This window comes from Arthrobacter sp. U41 (genome assembly GCF_007679325.1).
GTDB lineage: Bacteria > Actinomycetota > Actinomycetes > Actinomycetales > Micrococcaceae > Arthrobacter.
Genome location: NZ_VEGI01000006.1, coordinates 56,253 through 72,401 on the forward strand (window position 1 = coordinate 56,253; position 16,149 = coordinate 72,401).

Here is a 16,149-nt window from a genome sequence, read left to right on the forward strand (position 1 = left end):
AACTGTAAGAATGGAGCCATGACGAACGCCGCTGCCTTCCCCGCCCCCGTTGTCCTATGGTCAAAGCCCGAGGAGGAGCGCGCCGGAAAGCCGCTCCTGGTCCTGCTGCACGGTTACGGAGCCAACGAAGAGGATCTCCTGAGCCTGGCGGACCTGCTGCCGCAGGAATTCGCCGTGGCCTCGGTGCGCGCTCCGATGGTTTCCGGGGCGGGCTTCACGTGGTTCCCGCTGACCGCCTCGATCGACTACTCCCTCGACGCGGTCAAGGAGGCCGCCTCCTACGTGGAGGACTGGCTCGATACCGTCCGGCCGAACCACCCTTCCGTGACGCTGCTGGGCTTTTCCATGGGGATGGCGCTGGCCACCACGCTGTTGCGGCGCCGGCCCGCGGACTACGCCGCCGTCATCGGGCTGTCCGGTTTTGCCGTCGACGCCGACGGCGACCCCGCCTTCCGCGACGCCGAACTGGACGGGACGGTGCCGATGTTCTGGGGCCGTGACCAGCAGGACCCGGTGATCACGCCGGACAAGGTTGAGTTCACCATGGGCTGGGTGCGCAAGCACGTGAAGCTCACGAAGGTGCTCTACACCGGAATGTGGCACGGCATCAACCAGCAGGAAATCGGACACGTGTCCGAGTTCCTCACCCACGGGGTGCTGAACAAGTAACCACGCGGCGGACGTAGACCTCACGACGACGGGCGGGTCCCGCCCGTCGTCCGGCGCCTGCCCCCCGGTGCCGGGGCTAGGCCCCGGCGCCGGTGCTAGGCTCCGGCGGGAGTGCTGATCCGCACGGTCCGGCCGTTGACGGTCACCGTGTCGCCGTGGTGGAGCTGCCGGCCGCGGCGTTCGTCGATCTCGCCGTTGACCTTGACGAGCCCGGCTTTGATCAGCTCCGCCGCTTCCACTCCGTCCTCCACCAGGCTGGCGAGCTTCAGCAGCTGGCCCAGCCGGATCATGTCGTCGCGGATGGGGATTTCTTCAATTTCCGGGTTGCTCATACAAGCAATAATGCCTGACGTAAGGTGACAGCAATGACCCACACTCCCCGGCTTCCGTTCCTCGCGGGGCTGCCCCTCGCGGTGGCGGCGGGGCTGCTGATGCCTGTCCAGGGCAGGATCAACGGCGCCCTCGGGGCGGCGCTCGCGGACGGGATCGCCGCCGCCGTGGTGAGTTTCACCACCGGGCTGGCCCTGATGATCGTGATCTCGCTTGCGCTGCCACGCGGCCGGGCCGGGCTGCGGGGCATCCTGCCGGCCGTCCGGGAGCGCAAGTTCCCGCCGTACTACCTCCTGGCCGGCTGTATCGGCGGGTTCTTCGTCTTTGCCCAGTCCTTCACCGTGGGCCTGCTGGGGGTCGCCCTGTTTACCGTCGCCACCGTCACCGGGCAGACCCTGAGCGGGCTGCTCGTGGACAGGATGGGGATCGGCCCGGCCGGAAAAAGATCCATCACCGGGATCCGGGTGATCGGCAGCATCCTGACTGTCGCCGCCGTCGCCTGGGCCGTCTCGCCGCGGTTCTCCGGCACCGGGCCGGGCCCCGGGGAACTGCTGGTTCCGGTGCTCCTTCCGGTGCTGGCCGGGTTCCTCATGAGCTTCCAGCAGGCCATGAACGGCACCGCCGCGGTGCACTACGGCACGCCCATCGCGGCGACCCTGATGAATTTCATCGCGGGGTCGGTCATGCTCTGGACCGCCTGGCTGATCAAGACCGCCGTTACGGGACCGGGCAACCCGTTGCCGGGGGAGTGGTGGTATTACCTGGGCGGGCCGCTGGGCTGTGTGTTTATCGGCGTCGGGGCCCTGCTGGTCCGCAGCCTGGGTGTGCTGGTGACGGGCCTGGGCATGATCGCGGGCCAGCTGCTGGGCTCCCTGGGACTGGACCTTGCCTTCCCGGCGCCCGGCACCGTGGTGGCGCTGCCCACCGTCCTTGGAACCCTGCTGACGCTCGCCGCGATCGTGCTCGCGAGCCTGCCCTGGCCCAAGGGGGCGCTCAAGCGGTGACGCCGCAGCGTGCCCGCCGTCGTGCCCCTCAAACGGTGACACTGCAGCGATAACCCGCACGACGCCGGGCGGCCATCCCGACATGGGCCGGCCGGAAACTGGCGGCGCTCGGAGCCGGCAGGCCGGTAGGCTAGGAGGCGCAGCTTCCTGCACCGCCATCATTCAGCACCACACCTTGTTGTGTGTGCTGTTGGGCGGATAAGTTTTGCGTTTTTGTAGTGCCCCGTCCGGCAACCAGCCGGGGTCCCGGGGCTGAGACCGCGGACCGCACCCAGCGGCCCTGTAGAAAGTGGAGTTCCCATGGCAGCAAAATCCGTCCTCGACCAGATCATTTCCCTCGCCAAGCGCAGGGGTTTCGTATTCCAGGCCGGTGAAATCTATGGTGGCTCGCGTTCTGCCTGGGACTACGGGCCCCTCGGTGCCGAGCTCAAGGAAAACATCAAGCGCCAGTGGTGGCAGTCCGTGGTCCGCGGCCGCGAGGACGTGGTCGGCCTGGACTCCTCGGTCATCCTGCCCCGCCAGGTCTGGGAGGCGTCCGGGCACGTCGACGTGTTCTCCGACCCGCTGGTGGAGTGCCTCTCCTGCCACAAGCGCTACCGCGCCGACCACCTCGAGGAAGAATACGAGGAGAAGAAGGGCCGTCCGGCCGAGAACGGCCTCAAGGACATCGCCTGCGCCAACTGCGGCACCCGCGGCGAGTGGACCGAACCCCAGGAATTCTCCGGCCTCCTCAAGACCTACCTCGGCCCGGTGGCCAACGAAGAAGGCCTGCACTACCTGCGCCCCGAAACGGCCCAGGGCATCTTCGTTAACTTCAGCAACGTCCTCACCACCTCCCGCAAGAAGCCCCCGTTCGGCATCGGCCAGATCGGCAAGTCCTTCCGCAACGAGATCACCCCGGGCAACTTCATTTTCCGCACCCGTGAGTTCGAGCAGATGGAGATGGAATTCTTTGTCGAGCCCGGCACCGACGAGCAGTGGCACCAGTACTGGATGAAGGAACGTATGTCCTGGTACACGGGCCTCGGCATCCGGGAAGAGAACCTGCGCTTCTTCGAGCACCCGCTGGAAAAGCTCAGCCACTACTCCAAAGGCACCACGGACATCGAATACCGCTTCGGGTTCCACGGCTCCGAGTGGGGCGAGCTCGAGGGCATCGCCAACCGCACGGACTTTGACCTGTCCACGCACGCCAAGGCGTCCGGCCAGGACCTGAGCTACTTCAACCAGGCCACCAACGAGCGCTACACCCCGTACGTGATCGAGCCCGCGGCCGGCCTCACCCGGTCCTTCATGGCGTTCATGATCGATGCGTACACCGAGGATGAGGCCCCCAACGCCAAGGGCGGCGTCGACATCCGCACGGTGCTCAAGCTCGATCCGCGCCTGGCGCCGGTCAAGGCGGCCGTGCTGCCGCTGAGCCGCAACGAGGACCTGTCCCCGAAGGCCAAGGACCTCGCCGCCCAGCTGCGCAAGAGCTGGAACATCGAGTTCGACGACGCCGGCGCCATCGGCCGCCGCTACCGCCGCCAGGACGAGATTGGCACCCCGTTCTGCATCACCGTGGACTTCGAGACCCTGGACGACCAGGCCGTCACCATCCGCGAACGCGACACCATGAGCCAGGAACGCGTCTCCCTGGACAAGGTGGAGGGCTACCTGGCCGCACGGCTGATCGGCGCCTGATCATGGCGATTGCATACCGTGAATGGCGCGACGGCGACGACCTCGCCCTGCTGGAAATCTGGGGCGGCCCCGAAACCGAACAGGCCCGGCAGTTCCGCGGCACCCTGGCGCCTTCGGGCAACTCGCCGTGGCGCCGCTGCATCGTTGCCGAAGACATCGTCGACGGCGTGGCCATCCCGGTCGCGGCCGGCGTTGTCCACGAGGCCACGCTGCACCCGGAACGGCTCTGGGCCTACATCGAGGTGGACCGGCACCACCGCCGCACCGGCGTCGGCTCCACCCTGCTGACCATGCTGCGGCACGAAGCCGCGCAGTCGCCGTCGGGCGTCTCCCGGCTTCGGACCAAGGTGGAACCGGGCACCCCCGGCGCGGCCTTCGCCGAGGCCGCGGGCCTGGCCCCGATCCAGCGGTCCCGGCTGGTGGTCGTGGAGCCGGGGGCGCTCCGGTTGCCCGTCTTCGGTGACGGTTCCGAGGCCGCCGCCTCTGAGCAGGTCGAGGACCTGGCTACCGGCTCGGTGGAGCTCAGCGACGTCGTGGGCCGCTACTACACGGCTGTTCACGGCTGGGACAGCCCCGGTGAGCTCAGCATCGCGACGGTCCAGCGGTTGTTCCTGGACGAGCTCAGCGGTGCCCACGGCGCGATTGTGCTCCGGGCGCCGAAGGTCAGCGCCTTCGGCGAGGGGGTGGCGGCCAGCAGGAAGGGCCGGCTCGAGGCCTTCGCCATCAGCTACGCCGAGCTCGCCGCGGGGGACCACGCCGCCGGGGCCCCTGCGGACGGTGCGACATCCGCGTCCGGCCAGCCGACCGACGTGTTCCTGGGCCACGATCCGAAACTCACCGTGGACGAGGCCCAGGCCGCCGTCCGGGACCTGCTGGCACTGATTGCGTTCCAGCACCCCGTGATGCTGGAACTGGACGACTCGATGGAGGCGCTGCGCACCGTCGTCGAGCCCCTGCTGGAGACCGGCAAGGCGCGCGTCCAGGGCGCCGAAACGCTCATCGTCTCGGACCCCGCGTAGGACTCAACCCAACTGACCCGCAGTAGTGGACTACTGCGGGTCAGTGGCGTTTAAGGTCTGTGGCTTTTAAGACCGGTGGCGCTAAGGGCAGGGTAGCCACTTATCGGCGCCGGCCCCCTGCGCGCCGCGGGCCTTCGGCCTCGTCCAGGCGCTGCCGTTCCTCGTCGCTGGGCGCCCCGCCGCCCAGTTCCGCAGGCATCCACCATGCGCCCGGAGCCGGTTTCAGGGGGAAGTCAGCGATGCAGGCATCGATTCCGGCCTGGAGGGTTGCGCGCAGTGATTCGGTGGCCGCCGGGGCGTCAGGGGAGGGGGCAACAATTACCGGTTCGCCGACGTGGATCCGTACCGGGGCGCGCCAGGCGCGGGCCGGGGAGAACCCGTGGCGGCGGGTCATCAGCCGGTGCGCGCCCCAGACGGAGACCGGAATGACCGGCACTCCGGCCTCTGCCGCCATCCGCACGGCGCCGGTCTTGCATTCGCGCACACGGAAACTGCGGCTGACACCGGCTTCGGGCAGGATCGCGATGTACTCGCCGGCGCGGAGCCTGGCGACGGCGGCGTCGTAGGCGTGGGATCCGCTCTCATAGCCCACCACCACGTGCCCGGCGGCGCTGACGGCGGGCCCGGCAAGCCAGTGGTCGGCCGCCCCCTGCGTGACAAGGAAGCGCAACTGGGCCCTGGAATGCCGCCACAGCAGCAGTTCGGCGAACGCGAAGTCGAGGTAGCCGAAGTGCGTAATCGCGAAGACGGCGCCCCGCCCCGGAACCACGGGACGGGAAGAGCCGTGGGACGAACCGCGGGAAGAGCCGACGGCCGAACTGCGGGAAGAGCCGACGGAAGAACTGCGGGGCAGGCGGCGCCGGGCGTTGCTGTGAGGTGCGCTGGACGGCTCCGGCGTCGGGAGGTGCTCCTGTCCGGTCACGATGACCCGGATCCGGAACAGCCAGCGCAACGCCAGCCCGGTGCGGACTATGAACCGGTAGAAGGGGTCGTTCGGCCGGGGGCGCCAGGGCATGTCAGCGCCCGCCCGGCTGCTGCCGTCCCGGCTTCTGCTGGCGCGGCTTCTGCCGGCCAGCCCGGCGCGGCGGCAGCGGCAGGAAGCCCGAGGTGGATTCCACGTATTCCTTATAGCCGGGGCGGGCGGACATGGCCTTTTCGGTAAGCGGCTTCCCGGATTTGCCGGCGAGCAGCCAGATCATCAGGGCGGGGGAGAGGATGGTAAGCACGCCCGGCCAGGAATCAGCGGCAACCAGGAAGATCCCGGCCCAGACGGCGGCGTCGCCGAAGTAGTTCGGGTGGCGGGTGTAACGCCAGAGACCCGTATCGAGCACAGTGCCGCGCCTCGTCGGATCGGCCTTGAACTGAGACAGCTGCCAGTCACCGACCGTCTCGAAGACAAAACCGACCACCCAGAGCACCACGCCAAGCCAGGCCAGCCAGCCGAGGTTTCCGGTGCTGAACATCCCCACCTGGACGGTGAGCGAAACGAAAAACAGGATCACGCCCTGCGGCAGGTACACCTTGCGCAGCGCGTAAATGTTGCGGGAGCCGGGCGCGGAAGAGAGCATGTCCACGTACCGGGGGTCCTCGTGACCGCCCCGGGCCCGGAGGCCGATGTGGAGGGCCAGCCGGATGCCCCACACGGCCACGAGCGCCAGCAGCAGCAGGCGGCGGCCGTCGTCGCCGTGTCCGGCCGAAAGGAACCAGGAGATGGCGGCAACGACGACGAAGCCGAGGCCCCAGACGGTGTCCATGACGGAATGCCGGCTCTGGCGGACGGCGACGGCGAACGTGACGGCCAGCAGGGCCGCTATCCCGGCCGCAACCCACGGCAGGCTGGCCAGGAAAGCCCCCAGCGGGAAGCCCGGCATCACAGCACCACCGGAAGACTGGCGCCGGACGCGGGCACCAGGCTGCGGAACGCGTCGGCGCTGCCTCGGACGTTCCCGCCTGAACTGGCGGCGAAGGCATCAAGGATGAAGCCGGTCGCGAGTGAGTTCCACAGGCCCACCCGCCGGAACATGAAGTGCCCCGCCCCTTTGAGGGCGACGTAGTCCACGGACTCCGCGACGCCGCCGGCCCGGCGTGCGTAGGCGAGCGAGTTCGCGGGCCTGGTCCAGCGGTCCTCGGTGCCATGGACTATCAGGATCCGGCGGCCGGCCACGCGGTTCACCGGGGTGTCGCCGTTGAGCCAGGGGGCGAGCGCGACGACGGCCTCCACCTGAGGGTGGTCCGCCACGCAGAGTGCGGTCAGGCCGCCCATCGAATGGCCGAGAAGATAGATCGGCACGCCGGGGTGGTCGCGGCTGATGTGGGAAAGTGCCCAGCGTGCGTCCTCGACGGGGGACATGTCCTTTCCGTTCCAGCCCCGGTACCGGTTCCGGAGGGTCCAGACGGCCAGCCCGTCCTGTCCACCCCCGCGCCGGAGGGACCGGGCGAAGGGCAGCATCCGGGCGGGGCTGAGGTGCGTCCCGCGGACGGGTTCGTAGCTGTCCGCGCGGCCGCCATGCAGCACCAGGGCGACCCCCCGGGTTTCCCCGGTGGCCCCGGCAATGCTCAATGCGGCCCTGGCACCTGCCCCGGCGCCCGCCGCTGCGGGCTCACGGTCGTCTATCTTGCGTCTGGCCACGCTGTGTCCTCCACGTCTCGTCCGTCCATTCCATCATGCCTATTGAACATTCGGAGCGGTGCCTCCGGAAGATGGGGCGGGCGCAACCGCCGTCGAGCGGCGCTGCCCTCCGACCGCGGGCCGGCTCCTCTTGACGCGTCCGGGGCGGAGGAGTAAGCCAGTGCTCGTAAACCTCCGGACGCCATGCCGGCTGGGAGCACAAAGATCGCCGTCCGGGTCGGAACCACGACGAAATCGACGGTACAGAAATGAACGGAACGATCTTCGATAGCCTGCGCGAACAAGTCCGCGGGCAGGTCATCACGCCTGGCGACGCGGACTACGACGCCGCGCGGGCGGTACACAACGGCATGATCGACAAGCGGCCGGCAGCCGTGGTCCGCGTGTCGCAGGTGGCGGACGTCATCGCCAGTGTCAACTTCGCCCGGGACAACTCCCTGGACCTGGCCGTCCGCGGCGGGGGCCACAGCGGCCCCGGCTTTGGCACCGCGGACGACGCGCTGGTCATCGACTTCGCCGAGACTTCCGGCGTCCGGGTGGATCCGGCAAACATGACCGCCCGCTCCGAGGCCGGGGCAACCTGGGCCGACTTCAACCACGCCACGCACGCCTTCGGGCTGGCGACCACAGGCGGGATCGTCGGCTCCACCGGGGTCGCGGGGCTGACCCTGGGCGGGGGCATCGGCTATCTGGCCAGGAAATACGGGCTCAGTTGCGACAACCTCCTCTCGGCCGACGTCGTCACCGCCGACGGGAAATTCGTGACAGCCAGCGAAACCGAGAACGACGACCTGTTGTGGGCGCTGCGCGGCGGCGGCGGGAATTTCGGCGTCGTTACGTCGCTGGAATTCCGGGTGCATCCCGTGGACATGGTCCACGCCGGCATCGTCATCTACCCGCTGGAGCACGCCGAAGCCGTGGCGAAGTTCTACCGCGGGTACCTGGCCGCCGCCCCGGAGGAGTTCGGCGCCTTCCTCGCGTTCCATCAAGGGCCGCCGGTGCCATTCCTCCCGGAGCAGTGGCACGGGAAACCCGTTTGCATTGTGGTCGGCATGTGGACCGGTGACCTGTCCGAAGGGCCGGCACGCTGGCAGCCGTTCCTCGACGTCGCACCGGTGGCAGGATCCATGGTGGGTCCGATGCCTTATCCCGCCCTGAACTCGGCCTTCGACGGAATGTACCCCAAGGGGCTGCTGGCGTACTGGAAAGCGGCCTTCCTGCCCGAACTCAGCGACGGTGCCATCAGCGCCCACCTCGAGTTCGGGCGCCGCGTGCCCACCGTGCAGACCGCCGTTCACCTCTACCCGATCGACGGCGCCGTGCACCGCGTGGGAGCCGCGGACACAGCGTTCCCCAACCGGAACGCCACGTTCTCCCCGGTCATCGCGTGCCACTGGGAGGATCCCGGGGACAGTGAAGCCAACATTGCCTGGGTGCGGGGCTACGCGGCGGCGCTGCAGCCCTACTCCGAGGCTGCGGGCTACATCAACTTCATGGACGGCGACGACCTGAGCCGGGTCGCGGAAAACTACGGGCCGAACTACAGCCGCCTGAGCGAGGTCAAAGCCAAATACGATCCGCAGAACCTCTTCCACGTGAACCAGAACATTCAGCCCGCGTAGCCGCCATGCGCCCGACGCCGGGGCGCCCGCCGCGGCGGGCGCCCCGGCATGCCATGCGTCAAAACATGGCCGCGGGACCCCGTAAAGTCTTCGGCATGAGGTTGAACTGCTGATGGGCGCCGGACATTCACACACCCCGCAAGGGCATACGGAACCGACGCCCCAGGCGCTCGCCGCCCGGAAGCGGGCCAACCTCATCCTGGCCGCCATCCTGATCCCGCTGACCCTGCTCACGCTCGTGGCGATGGCGCTTCTGTGGCCCTCGGGCAGCAAAGAGGGGATCACGCTCGCCAGCCCCTACGCGGCCGCGCCGGGAGTGACGTTCGACACCGGAAAGATCCAGCGCGTGGTCACCGGCAGCTGCATGGACGCCGTCCAGCAGGGCCAGCCCGGGGCCGACGCGGCGCCGCAACAGGGGTCCGAGTGCACCTTTGCGTTCACGGACCCGGACCGGGGCGGCAACCCCGTCAAGGTGGTCATCAACCCCGACGTCGCAAAATCCCACGGCGTGAAGGCCGGCGACAACATCCGCTACCTGAATCTCTCCAAGGCCCAGGGCGCCGCCGCGCAGGGCACCCCGGCCTATGTCTTTGTCGACTTTGTCCGGACCCTGCCGATCATTTTCCTCGCGGTGCTCTACGCCGTCGTCGTGATCGCCGTGGCGCGCTGGCGTGGACTGCGCGCGCTGATCGGGCTGGTCGGCGCCTACTGGGTGCTGGTGTCCTTTATGCTCCCGGGACTGGTGGAGGGCAAGCCGCCGCTCCTGCTGGCGCTCGTGGGGTCCACCGTGATCATGATCGGGGTGCTGTATTTCGCCCACGGCTTCTCCGCCCGGACCTCGACGGCGCTGCTTGGCACGATGTTCGGCCTGGCGATTACCGCGCTGCTCGCCGCTTGGGCCACCGATGCCGCCAACCTCGCCGGCGTCGGCAGCCACGATTCCGCCACCCTCGCGAACATCTCGGACAACATCTCCATCTCCGGCATCATCCTCTGCGGCCTCATCATTTCCGGCCTGGGCGTCCTCAACGACGTCACCATCACGCAGTCCTCGGCAGTGTGGGAGCTCTGGGAACTGGCCCCGGAAACGTCCGCCCGCCAGCTCTTCAGCTCAGCCATGCGGATCGGCCGGGACCACATCGCCTCAACCGTGTACACCATCGCGTTCGCCTATGCCGGTGCGGCCCTGCCGATACTGATCCTGGTGATGCTCTACGAGCGGCCACTCGGTGATGCGCTCACCAGCGCCGAGCTCTCCGAGGAAGTCATCCGCACCCTCGTCGGCTCCGTCGGGCTGGTCCTGGCCATCCCGGTCACCACGCTGATCGCCGTGCTCGTGGTCAAGGCAACGGGAATGAAGGCCGCGGGCTTCACGGCAACCGGCGCGAAGACAACCGGCCCCCTGTCTTCCCGGAGCCGGGCCCTGGAAAACAGTGCACTCACCCACGACGCCGGCCGGCGGCGGGACATCGACGCCGGCGCGCCCGACGAGGCTTTCGAAACGGCGTCGGCGGGGCGCCGCGGGGCCTCCGACACCGCACCGGAGGGTCGCCGCGGGCGCCGTGCGGCCGAACGGGACTGACGCCGGATTTTCCACATGGCCGGCGCGGATCCTGCCGATTTGCCCGGATTTGAGACAATGAACGGGTGACTGTTGTAGCGACCCCTCCCGCCCTCAAGCTGGAACTCCCGCCCCTGAAGCTTGGACCCCTCACGGTGGACACCCCCGTGATCCTGGCGCCGATGGCGGGCATCACCAACTCCGCGTTCCGCAGGCTCTGCCGTGAATACGGCGGCGGCCTGTACGTCGCGGAGATGGTCACGTCCCGTGCCCTCGTGGAGCGCACGCCGGAGTCCCTGCGCATCATTTCGCACGATGACGACGAGAAAGTCCGGTCCGTCCAGCTCTACGGCGTGGACCCCGTCACCGTCGGCCAGGCCGTCCGGATGCTCGTCGAGGAAGACCGCGCGGACCACATCGACCTCAACTTCGGGTGCCCCGTGCCCAAGGTGACCCGGCGCGGCGGCGGCTCCGCGCTGCCCTGGAAGATCGACCTGTTCACCTCGATCGTGCAGACGGCCGTCAAGGAAGCGTCCAAGGGCAACGTCCCGCTGACCATCAAGATGCGCAAGGGCATTGACGAGGACCACCTCACCTACCTCGACGCCGGCCGGATCGCCCGCGATTCCGGCGTCGCCGCCGTCGCCCTCCACGGGCGCACGGCCGCCCAGTTCTACTCCGGCCAGGCCGACTGGTCCGCGATCGCGCGCCTGCGTGAAGCGCTGCCGGACATCCCGGTACTTGGCAACGGCGATATCTGGTCCGCCGAGGACGCCATCCGCATGGTCCGCGAGACGGGCGTCGACGGTGTGGTGGTGGGCCGCGGCTGCCAGGGCCGCCCGTGGCTGTTCGGCGATCTTATGGCCGCTTTCGAAGGCAGCGATGCCCGCCACAAACCGGACCTGGGGCAGGTGGCGGAAGGCGTGTACCGCCACGCCGAACTGATGGTGGAAACCTTCGGCAACGACGAAGGTAAAGCGCTCCGCGAGATCCGCAAACACATGGCCTGGTACTTCAAGGGCTACGTGGTCGGCAGTGAACTGCGGACCAAACTGGCCATGGTGACCAGCCTCGAAGTGCTCCGTGCGACGCTTGACCAGCTGGACCTTGATTCGCCGTACCCCGGCGTTGACGCGGAAGGCCCGCGCGGCCGCGCGGGTTCGCCCAAGAAGCCCGCCCTGCCCAAGGACTGGCTGCTGGACCGCAAGATGGACGCCGAGCAGTCCCGCGAGATCTGCCACGCGGAACTGGACGTGTCCGGTGGCTGAAACCAGGACCACGGCACCGGTGCTGGACGGCTATGTGGCCCGTGACTCCGCCCGCTGGGTGGAAGAGCCGCCCAAGTCCACCTACCGCTCCGACTTCGAACGTGACCGCGCCCGCGTGCTGCACTCCTCGGCCCTCCGCCGGCTCGGGGCCAAGACGCAGGTGGTGGCCCCGGACACCGACGACTTCGTCCGTACCCGCCTGACGCACAGCCTCGAGGTGGCCCAGGTGGGCCGCGAACTGGGCCGTGCCCTGGGTTGCGATCCTGACGTTGTGGACACCGCCTGCCTCAGCCACGACCTCGGCCACCCGCCCTTCGGCCACAACGGCGAATCGGCCCTCAACGAGGTCGCCCATGCGATCGGCGGCTTCGAAGGAAACGCCCAGACGTTGCGCCTGCTGACCCGGCTGGAACCCAAAGTTGTTGCCCTGGACGGGCGGCCCGCCGGGCTGAACCTGACGCGGGCCAGCCTCGATGCCGCGGCGAAATACCCCTGGTCAGCCGCGAACGCGCCCGTCATCCACGGCGAGCGGACCAGCAAGTTCGGCGCCTACGAGGACGACCTGCCGATCTTCGACTGGATCCGCGAGGACGCCCCCGAGCGCCGGTCCTGCCTCGAGGCGCAGGTCATGGACCTCGCGGACGACATCTCCTACTCCGTGCACGACGTCGAGGACGCGATTGTGGCCGGCCATTTCCAGCTCCGCTGGATGGACAATCCGGACCACCGGGCCCGCGTGGTGGGCTACGCCAAACAGTGGTACCTGCCGCACAACGACCCCGCCGCGATCGATGCCGCCCTCGCCCGGCTGGAAGCCACCAGCGTCTGGGTCCGCGAGGCCGACGGCAGCCGCAAGTCCATGGCCGCGCTCAAGGACATGACCAGCCAGCTGATCGGCCGGTTCTGTCAGAGCGCCCTGGCGTCCACCCGCGAGGTGTACGGCCCGGAAAACCTGACCCGCTACAACGCGGAGCTGATCGTTCCGGACGAGACCGTGATGGAAATCGCCGTGATGAAGGGCCTGGCCACCACCTTCGTGATGACCACCGAGCACCGGCAGCCCATCTACGAACGCCAGCGCGAAGTCCTGCACGCCCTCGTCACCGCCCTGAGCGCCACCGGAGACCGCCATCTGGAGCCGATGTTCGCGGCCGACTGGCTCGACGCCTCCGACGACGGCGCGCGGCTGCGTGTGGTGATCGACCAGGTCGCGTCGCTGACGGACGGCTCCGCGCTGGCCATGTATGAGCGGCTCGTCGGAAGCCTGCCGTCGCTGTGGTGACGGGAGCCATAACCGGCCTTCCGGCGTCGTACCCGGGTACTAGGATGGCACTGTGGCCGGCCTGATCAAACGTGAAGACATCGACGAAGTACGCCAGCGCACGGACATCAAGGAAGTCGTCGACGGCTACGTGACGCTCAAGGGCGCCGGCCTGGGCTCCTACAAGGGTCTGTGTCCCTTCCACGACGAGCGTTCACCCTCGTTCACCGTCCGGCCCCAGGTGGGCAGGTACCACTGCTTCGGCTGCGGCGAGGATGGCGACGTCATCTCCTTCGTGCAGAAACTGGACCACACGACGTTCCACGAGGCCGTGGAAAAACTGGCCGCCCGGATCGGCTTCGAACTCCGCTACGAGGACGGCGGCTCCGGGCCCAACCGTGAAGAAGTCGGCCGGCGGCAGCGCCTGCTTGATGCCCACAAGGTGGCCGACGAATTCTTCCGCGCCCAGCTGCTGACCCCGGCCGCCACCGAGGGCCGCAACTTCCTGCACGCCCGCGGCTTCGACCGCGCGGCGGCGGACCAATTCGGCGTCGGCTATGCCCCGCAGGGCTGGGACTCCCTCCTCAAGCACCTCCGCGGCAAGGGCTACACCGACCCTGAGCTGAAACTGACGGGGATGTTCTCCGAAGGCGGCCGGGGGATCTACGACCGCTTCCGCGGCCGGCTGATCTGGCCCATCCGGGACATCGCGGGGGAGACCATCGGCTTCGGTGCCCGCAAGCTCTACGAGGACGACCAAGGCCCCAAGTACCTCAACACCCCGGAGACGGCGCTCTACAAGAAGTCGCAGGTCCTTTACGGGATCGACCTCGCCAAACGCAACATCGCCAAGGACCGCCAGCTCGTCGTGGTGGAAGGCTATACCGACGTGATGGCGTGCCACCTTGCCGGGATTCCGACGGCGGTCGCCACCTGCGGTACGGCATTCGGCACCGAGCACATCAAGGTTGCCCGCCGACTGCTCTCCGATGACGGCAGCGGCGGCGAGGTTATCTTCACCTTCGACGGCGACGCCGCCGGCCAGAAGGCGGCCCTGCGCGCCTTCGAGGAAGACCAGCGCTTCGTCGCACAGACGTACGTGGCCGTGGAACCCAACGGCGCCGACCCCTGTGAGCTGCGCCAGTCCAAGGGCGACGCCGCGGTCCGTGACCTGATCGGCACCCGGCGCCCGCTGTTTGAATTCGCCATCCGCGCAGCCCTGAAACGGCACAACCTGGACACCGTTGAGGGCCGGATCGCGGCCCTGCGGGAATCCGCCCCGGTGGTCGCCCAGATCCGCGACGCCGGCATCCGCCCCGCCTATGCCCGGGAACTGTCGGGCTGGCTGGGTATGCCGGTGGAGGAAGTCAGCCGCGCCGTGGGTGCGGCCGCCAAGCGTGCGGCCCAGCCGCCGTCGGGCAGCGCCGTGTCCGGCCACCAGGGGCAGGGCAGCAGCCCGGGCCGCGGCTCCGGATACGGCGCGGGATCCGCGCCGGGAGTTGCGCCGTTGCCGCCGTCGCCCGCCCTGCCGTCCTTCAACCGGCCGGACCCGCGCGACCCCGTGGCCGCCATGGAACGGCAGGCGCTGGAGGTTGCCCTGCAACAGCCCGGAATGCTGGAAGGCGAGACCTGGCAGCGTTTCTCCGAGGCGAGGTTCTCGACGCCGGCGTACCTGGCCATCCACGAGGCCATCCGGGCCAACGGGCTGGCGCTCACGGGTGACCCCGTGCGCTGGGTGGAGCAGCTGCTGCACGAGGTGCCGGAGCCGTTGCGCCCGCTGGTGTCCGAGCTGTCCGTGGTGCCGCTGCCGGCGAGCACCGCCGACGGCGTCCTGCGCTACTGCCGGGACATCCTGGCACGGCTGTTCGAGCTGCAGATCACCAGGGTCAAGGCTGAAAAGATGGGACAGCTGCAGCGGCTGGACGCGACTTCCGCCCCGGAGGAGTTCCAGCGGCTGAACCGCGAGCTTATGCAGCTGGAGATGCAACGGCGGTCGCTGCGCTCGGAGGCGTGACGGCTCCGGGGGTGTCCCGGCCGGTCCCATTCGGGGCGCCCGCTCGGTGTCAATTTCACTTCCCGGCCGGGTGTTTGCTAGGCTTATATCCGCTTCATTCCTCCTTAGCTCAATTGGCAGAGCATTCGACTGTTAATCGAAGGGTTGCTGGTTCAAGTCCAGCAGGAGGAGCGCGCAGTCCCCGTTCCGGGTCACCGGGACGGGGACTTTTTTATACCCGGCGGGGGTATCTAGGGCGTCGGCCGGGATCAAGCCGGCACCGATTTCCTAAGCGGCGAAACCTTTGCTAATGTCGTACCTGCTTCATTCCTCCTTAGCTCAATTGGCAGAGCATTCGACTGTTAATCGAAGGGTTGCTGGTTCAAGTCCAGCAGGAGGAGCGGACAGGTCCCGCAGCTGGTGAATCACTGGCTGCGGGACCTTTTTTTGCCCTCTTACGGCGGCTCATCCCGTCCTTAGACGAAGTACATCTCCACCTGCAGGAACCGCTCGGCTTCCGCCACGGCCCCCTGGAAGGCGTCAAACTCCGTGGGTGACTTGCGGGGCTCGCGCGGGTGCCACTCGTGCGGGGCGGAATGGATCTGGGTGAACCCGCCGCCGGGCGGGGCGTAAAAGATGCCGAAGCGCTGCACCGGCCACTCGGGGGAGGTCTCGGGGGCGACCAGGAGCGCCGAGTCGTAGGCCGGGTTGTACCACTGGGCGATCGGGCGCCGCCGGTCCTCGGTGAACAGTCCTGCCGCGAAGAGGGCCGCGGACTGCTGGCTGGTCTGGCTGCACAAACGATCCCACCACAGGGGCAGGATTCCGGCATCACACCGCTGCCACGTGGCCGGTAGGGGCGGATGATCCTGCCAGTGGGGCACATCTACAACTTTATCGCCCGCGGGTGGGCGGGAACAGGGCCGGCCGGCGCCAGCCTCCTGCTCCGCCTCCGGGGGACATGCCCCCTGCCGGCGCCGGCGGGTGGACATAAGGCCCATATGCCCACTCGTGGCCGCGGCCACTGGACATGCCCAACGGGGGAAGCTGGCGGGGTGCTGTCCTCGCCAAGGGACATGTCCACTGTTGGGGTCAGCGGGTGGACAT

General features: G+C 68.5%; 14 protein-coding genes and 2 tRNA genes. 11 read left to right on the forward strand and 5 right to left on the reverse strand.

Features of this window, described 5'->3' with window-relative positions; all coding sequences use genetic code 11:
* The first annotated feature begins 18 nt into the window (after positions 1-18).
* Positions 19-669: an alpha/beta hydrolase gene (locus FS787_RS15680; RefSeq protein WP_144673825.1), complete on the forward strand. Its 651-nt coding sequence runs from the start codon at positions 19-21 to the stop codon at positions 667-669.
* A gap of 95 nt (positions 670-764) precedes the next feature.
* Here the strand turns inward: FS787_RS15680 and FS787_RS15685 are convergent, their stop codons facing one another.
* On the reverse strand, positions 765-1,001 hold the full coding sequence (locus FS787_RS15685) for an RNA-binding S4 domain-containing protein (protein WP_056432688.1): 237 nt from the start codon (positions 999-1,001) through the stop codon (positions 765-767).
* 33 nt (positions 1,002-1,034) lie between these two features.
* On the opposite strand from FS787_RS15685, the gene FS787_RS15690 reads away from it, so the two are divergent.
* From FS787_RS15690 to FS787_RS15700, 3 genes are all read left to right on the forward strand, one after another.
* On the forward strand, positions 1,035-2,003 hold the full coding sequence (locus tag FS787_RS15690; RefSeq protein WP_144673827.1) for a DMT family transporter: 969 nt from the start codon (positions 1,035-1,037) through the stop codon (positions 2,001-2,003).
* A gap of 300 nt (positions 2,004-2,303) precedes the next feature.
* Positions 2,304-3,689 (forward strand): glycine--tRNA ligase, encoded by a 1,386-nt coding sequence (locus FS787_RS15695; RefSeq protein ID WP_144673829.1) that lies wholly within the window; start codon positions 2,304-2,306, stop codon positions 3,687-3,689.
* A 2-nt stretch (positions 3,690-3,691) separates the two neighbouring features.
* Complete coding sequence (locus FS787_RS15700; protein WP_144673831.1) at positions 3,692-4,708, forward strand: GNAT family N-acetyltransferase; 1,017 nt, start codon at positions 3,692-3,694, stop codon at positions 4,706-4,708.
* 100 nt (positions 4,709-4,808) lie between these two features.
* On the opposite strand, the gene FS787_RS15705 is transcribed toward FS787_RS15700, so the two are convergent.
* From FS787_RS15705 to FS787_RS15715, 3 genes are read right to left on the reverse strand one after another with little or no spacing between them, the layout of a single operon-like run.
* A complete protein-coding gene (locus tag FS787_RS15705; RefSeq protein WP_144673833.1) occupies positions 4,809-5,723 on the reverse strand; it encodes a 1-acyl-sn-glycerol-3-phosphate acyltransferase in 915 nt (304 codons plus the stop codon).
* Position 5,724: 1 nt separating this feature from the next.
* Complete coding sequence (locus FS787_RS15710) at positions 5,725-6,579, reverse strand: DUF1295 domain-containing protein (RefSeq protein ID WP_144673835.1); 855 nt, start codon at positions 6,577-6,579, stop codon at positions 5,725-5,727.
* Complete coding sequence (locus FS787_RS15715) at positions 6,579-7,337, reverse strand: serine aminopeptidase domain-containing protein (protein WP_144673837.1); 759 nt, start codon at positions 7,335-7,337, stop codon at positions 6,579-6,581. Before FS787_RS15715 ends, FS787_RS15710 begins: the two co-directional genes overlap by 1 nt.
* Before the next feature lie 248 nt (positions 7,338-7,585).
* Here FS787_RS15715 and FS787_RS15720 point away from each other — a divergent pair, with 248 nt between their 5' ends.
* From FS787_RS15720 to FS787_RS15750, 7 genes are all read left to right on the forward strand, one after another.
* A complete protein-coding gene (locus tag FS787_RS15720; RefSeq protein WP_144673839.1) occupies positions 7,586-8,959 on the forward strand; it encodes an FAD-binding oxidoreductase in 1,374 nt (457 codons plus the stop codon).
* Between the two features lie 112 nt (positions 8,960-9,071).
* The gene (locus tag FS787_RS15725; RefSeq protein WP_144673841.1) at positions 9,072-10,541 is read left to right on the forward strand and encodes a YibE/F family protein; all 1,470 of its coding nucleotides are present in this window, start codon (positions 9,072-9,074) and stop codon (positions 10,539-10,541) included.
* A gap of 65 nt (positions 10,542-10,606) precedes the next feature.
* Complete coding sequence (dusB, locus tag FS787_RS15730; RefSeq protein WP_144673843.1) at positions 10,607-11,788, forward strand: tRNA dihydrouridine synthase DusB; 1,182 nt, start codon at positions 10,607-10,609, stop codon at positions 11,786-11,788.
* Positions 11,781-13,070 carry a deoxyguanosinetriphosphate triphosphohydrolase gene (locus FS787_RS15735; RefSeq protein WP_144673845.1) on the forward strand — a complete coding sequence of 430 codons (1,290 nt, stop codon included), beginning with the start codon at positions 11,781-11,783 and terminating at the stop codon, positions 13,068-13,070. Before dusB ends, FS787_RS15735 begins: the two co-directional genes overlap by 8 nt.
* A 52-nt stretch (positions 13,071-13,122) precedes the next feature.
* Positions 13,123-15,063, forward strand: coding sequence for a DNA primase (gene dnaG, locus FS787_RS15740; RefSeq protein ID WP_144673847.1), 1,941 nt, complete (start codon positions 13,123-13,125; stop codon positions 15,061-15,063).
* Between the two features lie 98 nt (positions 15,064-15,161).
* A tRNA-Asn gene (locus FS787_RS15745) sits at positions 15,162-15,234 on the forward strand.
* A 136-nt stretch (positions 15,235-15,370) separates the two neighbouring features.
* A tRNA-Asn gene (locus FS787_RS15750) sits at positions 15,371-15,443 on the forward strand.
* Positions 15,444-15,518: 75 nt separating this feature from the next.
* Here FS787_RS15750 and FS787_RS15755 read toward each other — a convergent pair.
* Positions 15,519-15,926: a hypothetical protein gene (locus FS787_RS15755; protein WP_144673849.1), complete on the reverse strand. Its 408-nt coding sequence runs from the start codon at positions 15,924-15,926 to the stop codon at positions 15,519-15,521.
* Positions 15,927-16,149 lie beyond the last annotated feature (223 nt).

What these genes read in the sequence shown, in the direction of transcription:
- FS787_RS15685 (WP_056432688.1), bottom strand. Translation starts at nt 1,001, where the DNA reads ATGAGCAACCCGGAAATTGAAGAAATCCCCATCCGCGACGACATGATC.
- FS787_RS15720 (WP_144673839.1), top strand. Translation starts at nt 7,586, where the DNA reads ATGAACGGAACGATCTTCGATAGCCTGCGCGAACAAGTCCGCGGGCAG.
- FS787_RS15705 (WP_144673833.1), bottom strand. Translation starts at nt 5,723, where the DNA reads ATGCCCTGGCGCCCCCGGCCGAACGACCCCTTCTACCGGTTCATAGTC.
- FS787_RS15690 (WP_144673827.1), top strand. Translation starts at nt 1,035, where the DNA reads ATGACCCACACTCCCCGGCTTCCGTTCCTCGCGGGGCTGCCCCTCGCG.
- FS787_RS15725 (WP_144673841.1), top strand. Translation starts at nt 9,072, where the DNA reads ATGGGCGCCGGACATTCACACACCCCGCAAGGGCATACGGAACCGACG.
- FS787_RS15695 (WP_144673829.1), top strand. Translation starts at nt 2,304, where the DNA reads ATGGCAGCAAAATCCGTCCTCGACCAGATCATTTCCCTCGCCAAGCGC.
- FS787_RS15700 (WP_144673831.1), top strand. Translation starts at nt 3,692, where the DNA reads ATGGCGATTGCATACCGTGAATGGCGCGACGGCGACGACCTCGCCCTG.
- FS787_RS15680 (WP_144673825.1), top strand. Translation starts at nt 19, where the DNA reads ATGACGAACGCCGCTGCCTTCCCCGCCCCCGTTGTCCTATGGTCAAAG.
- FS787_RS15710 (WP_144673835.1), bottom strand. Translation starts at nt 6,579, where the DNA reads ATGCCGGGCTTCCCGCTGGGGGCTTTCCTGGCCAGCCTGCCGTGGGTT.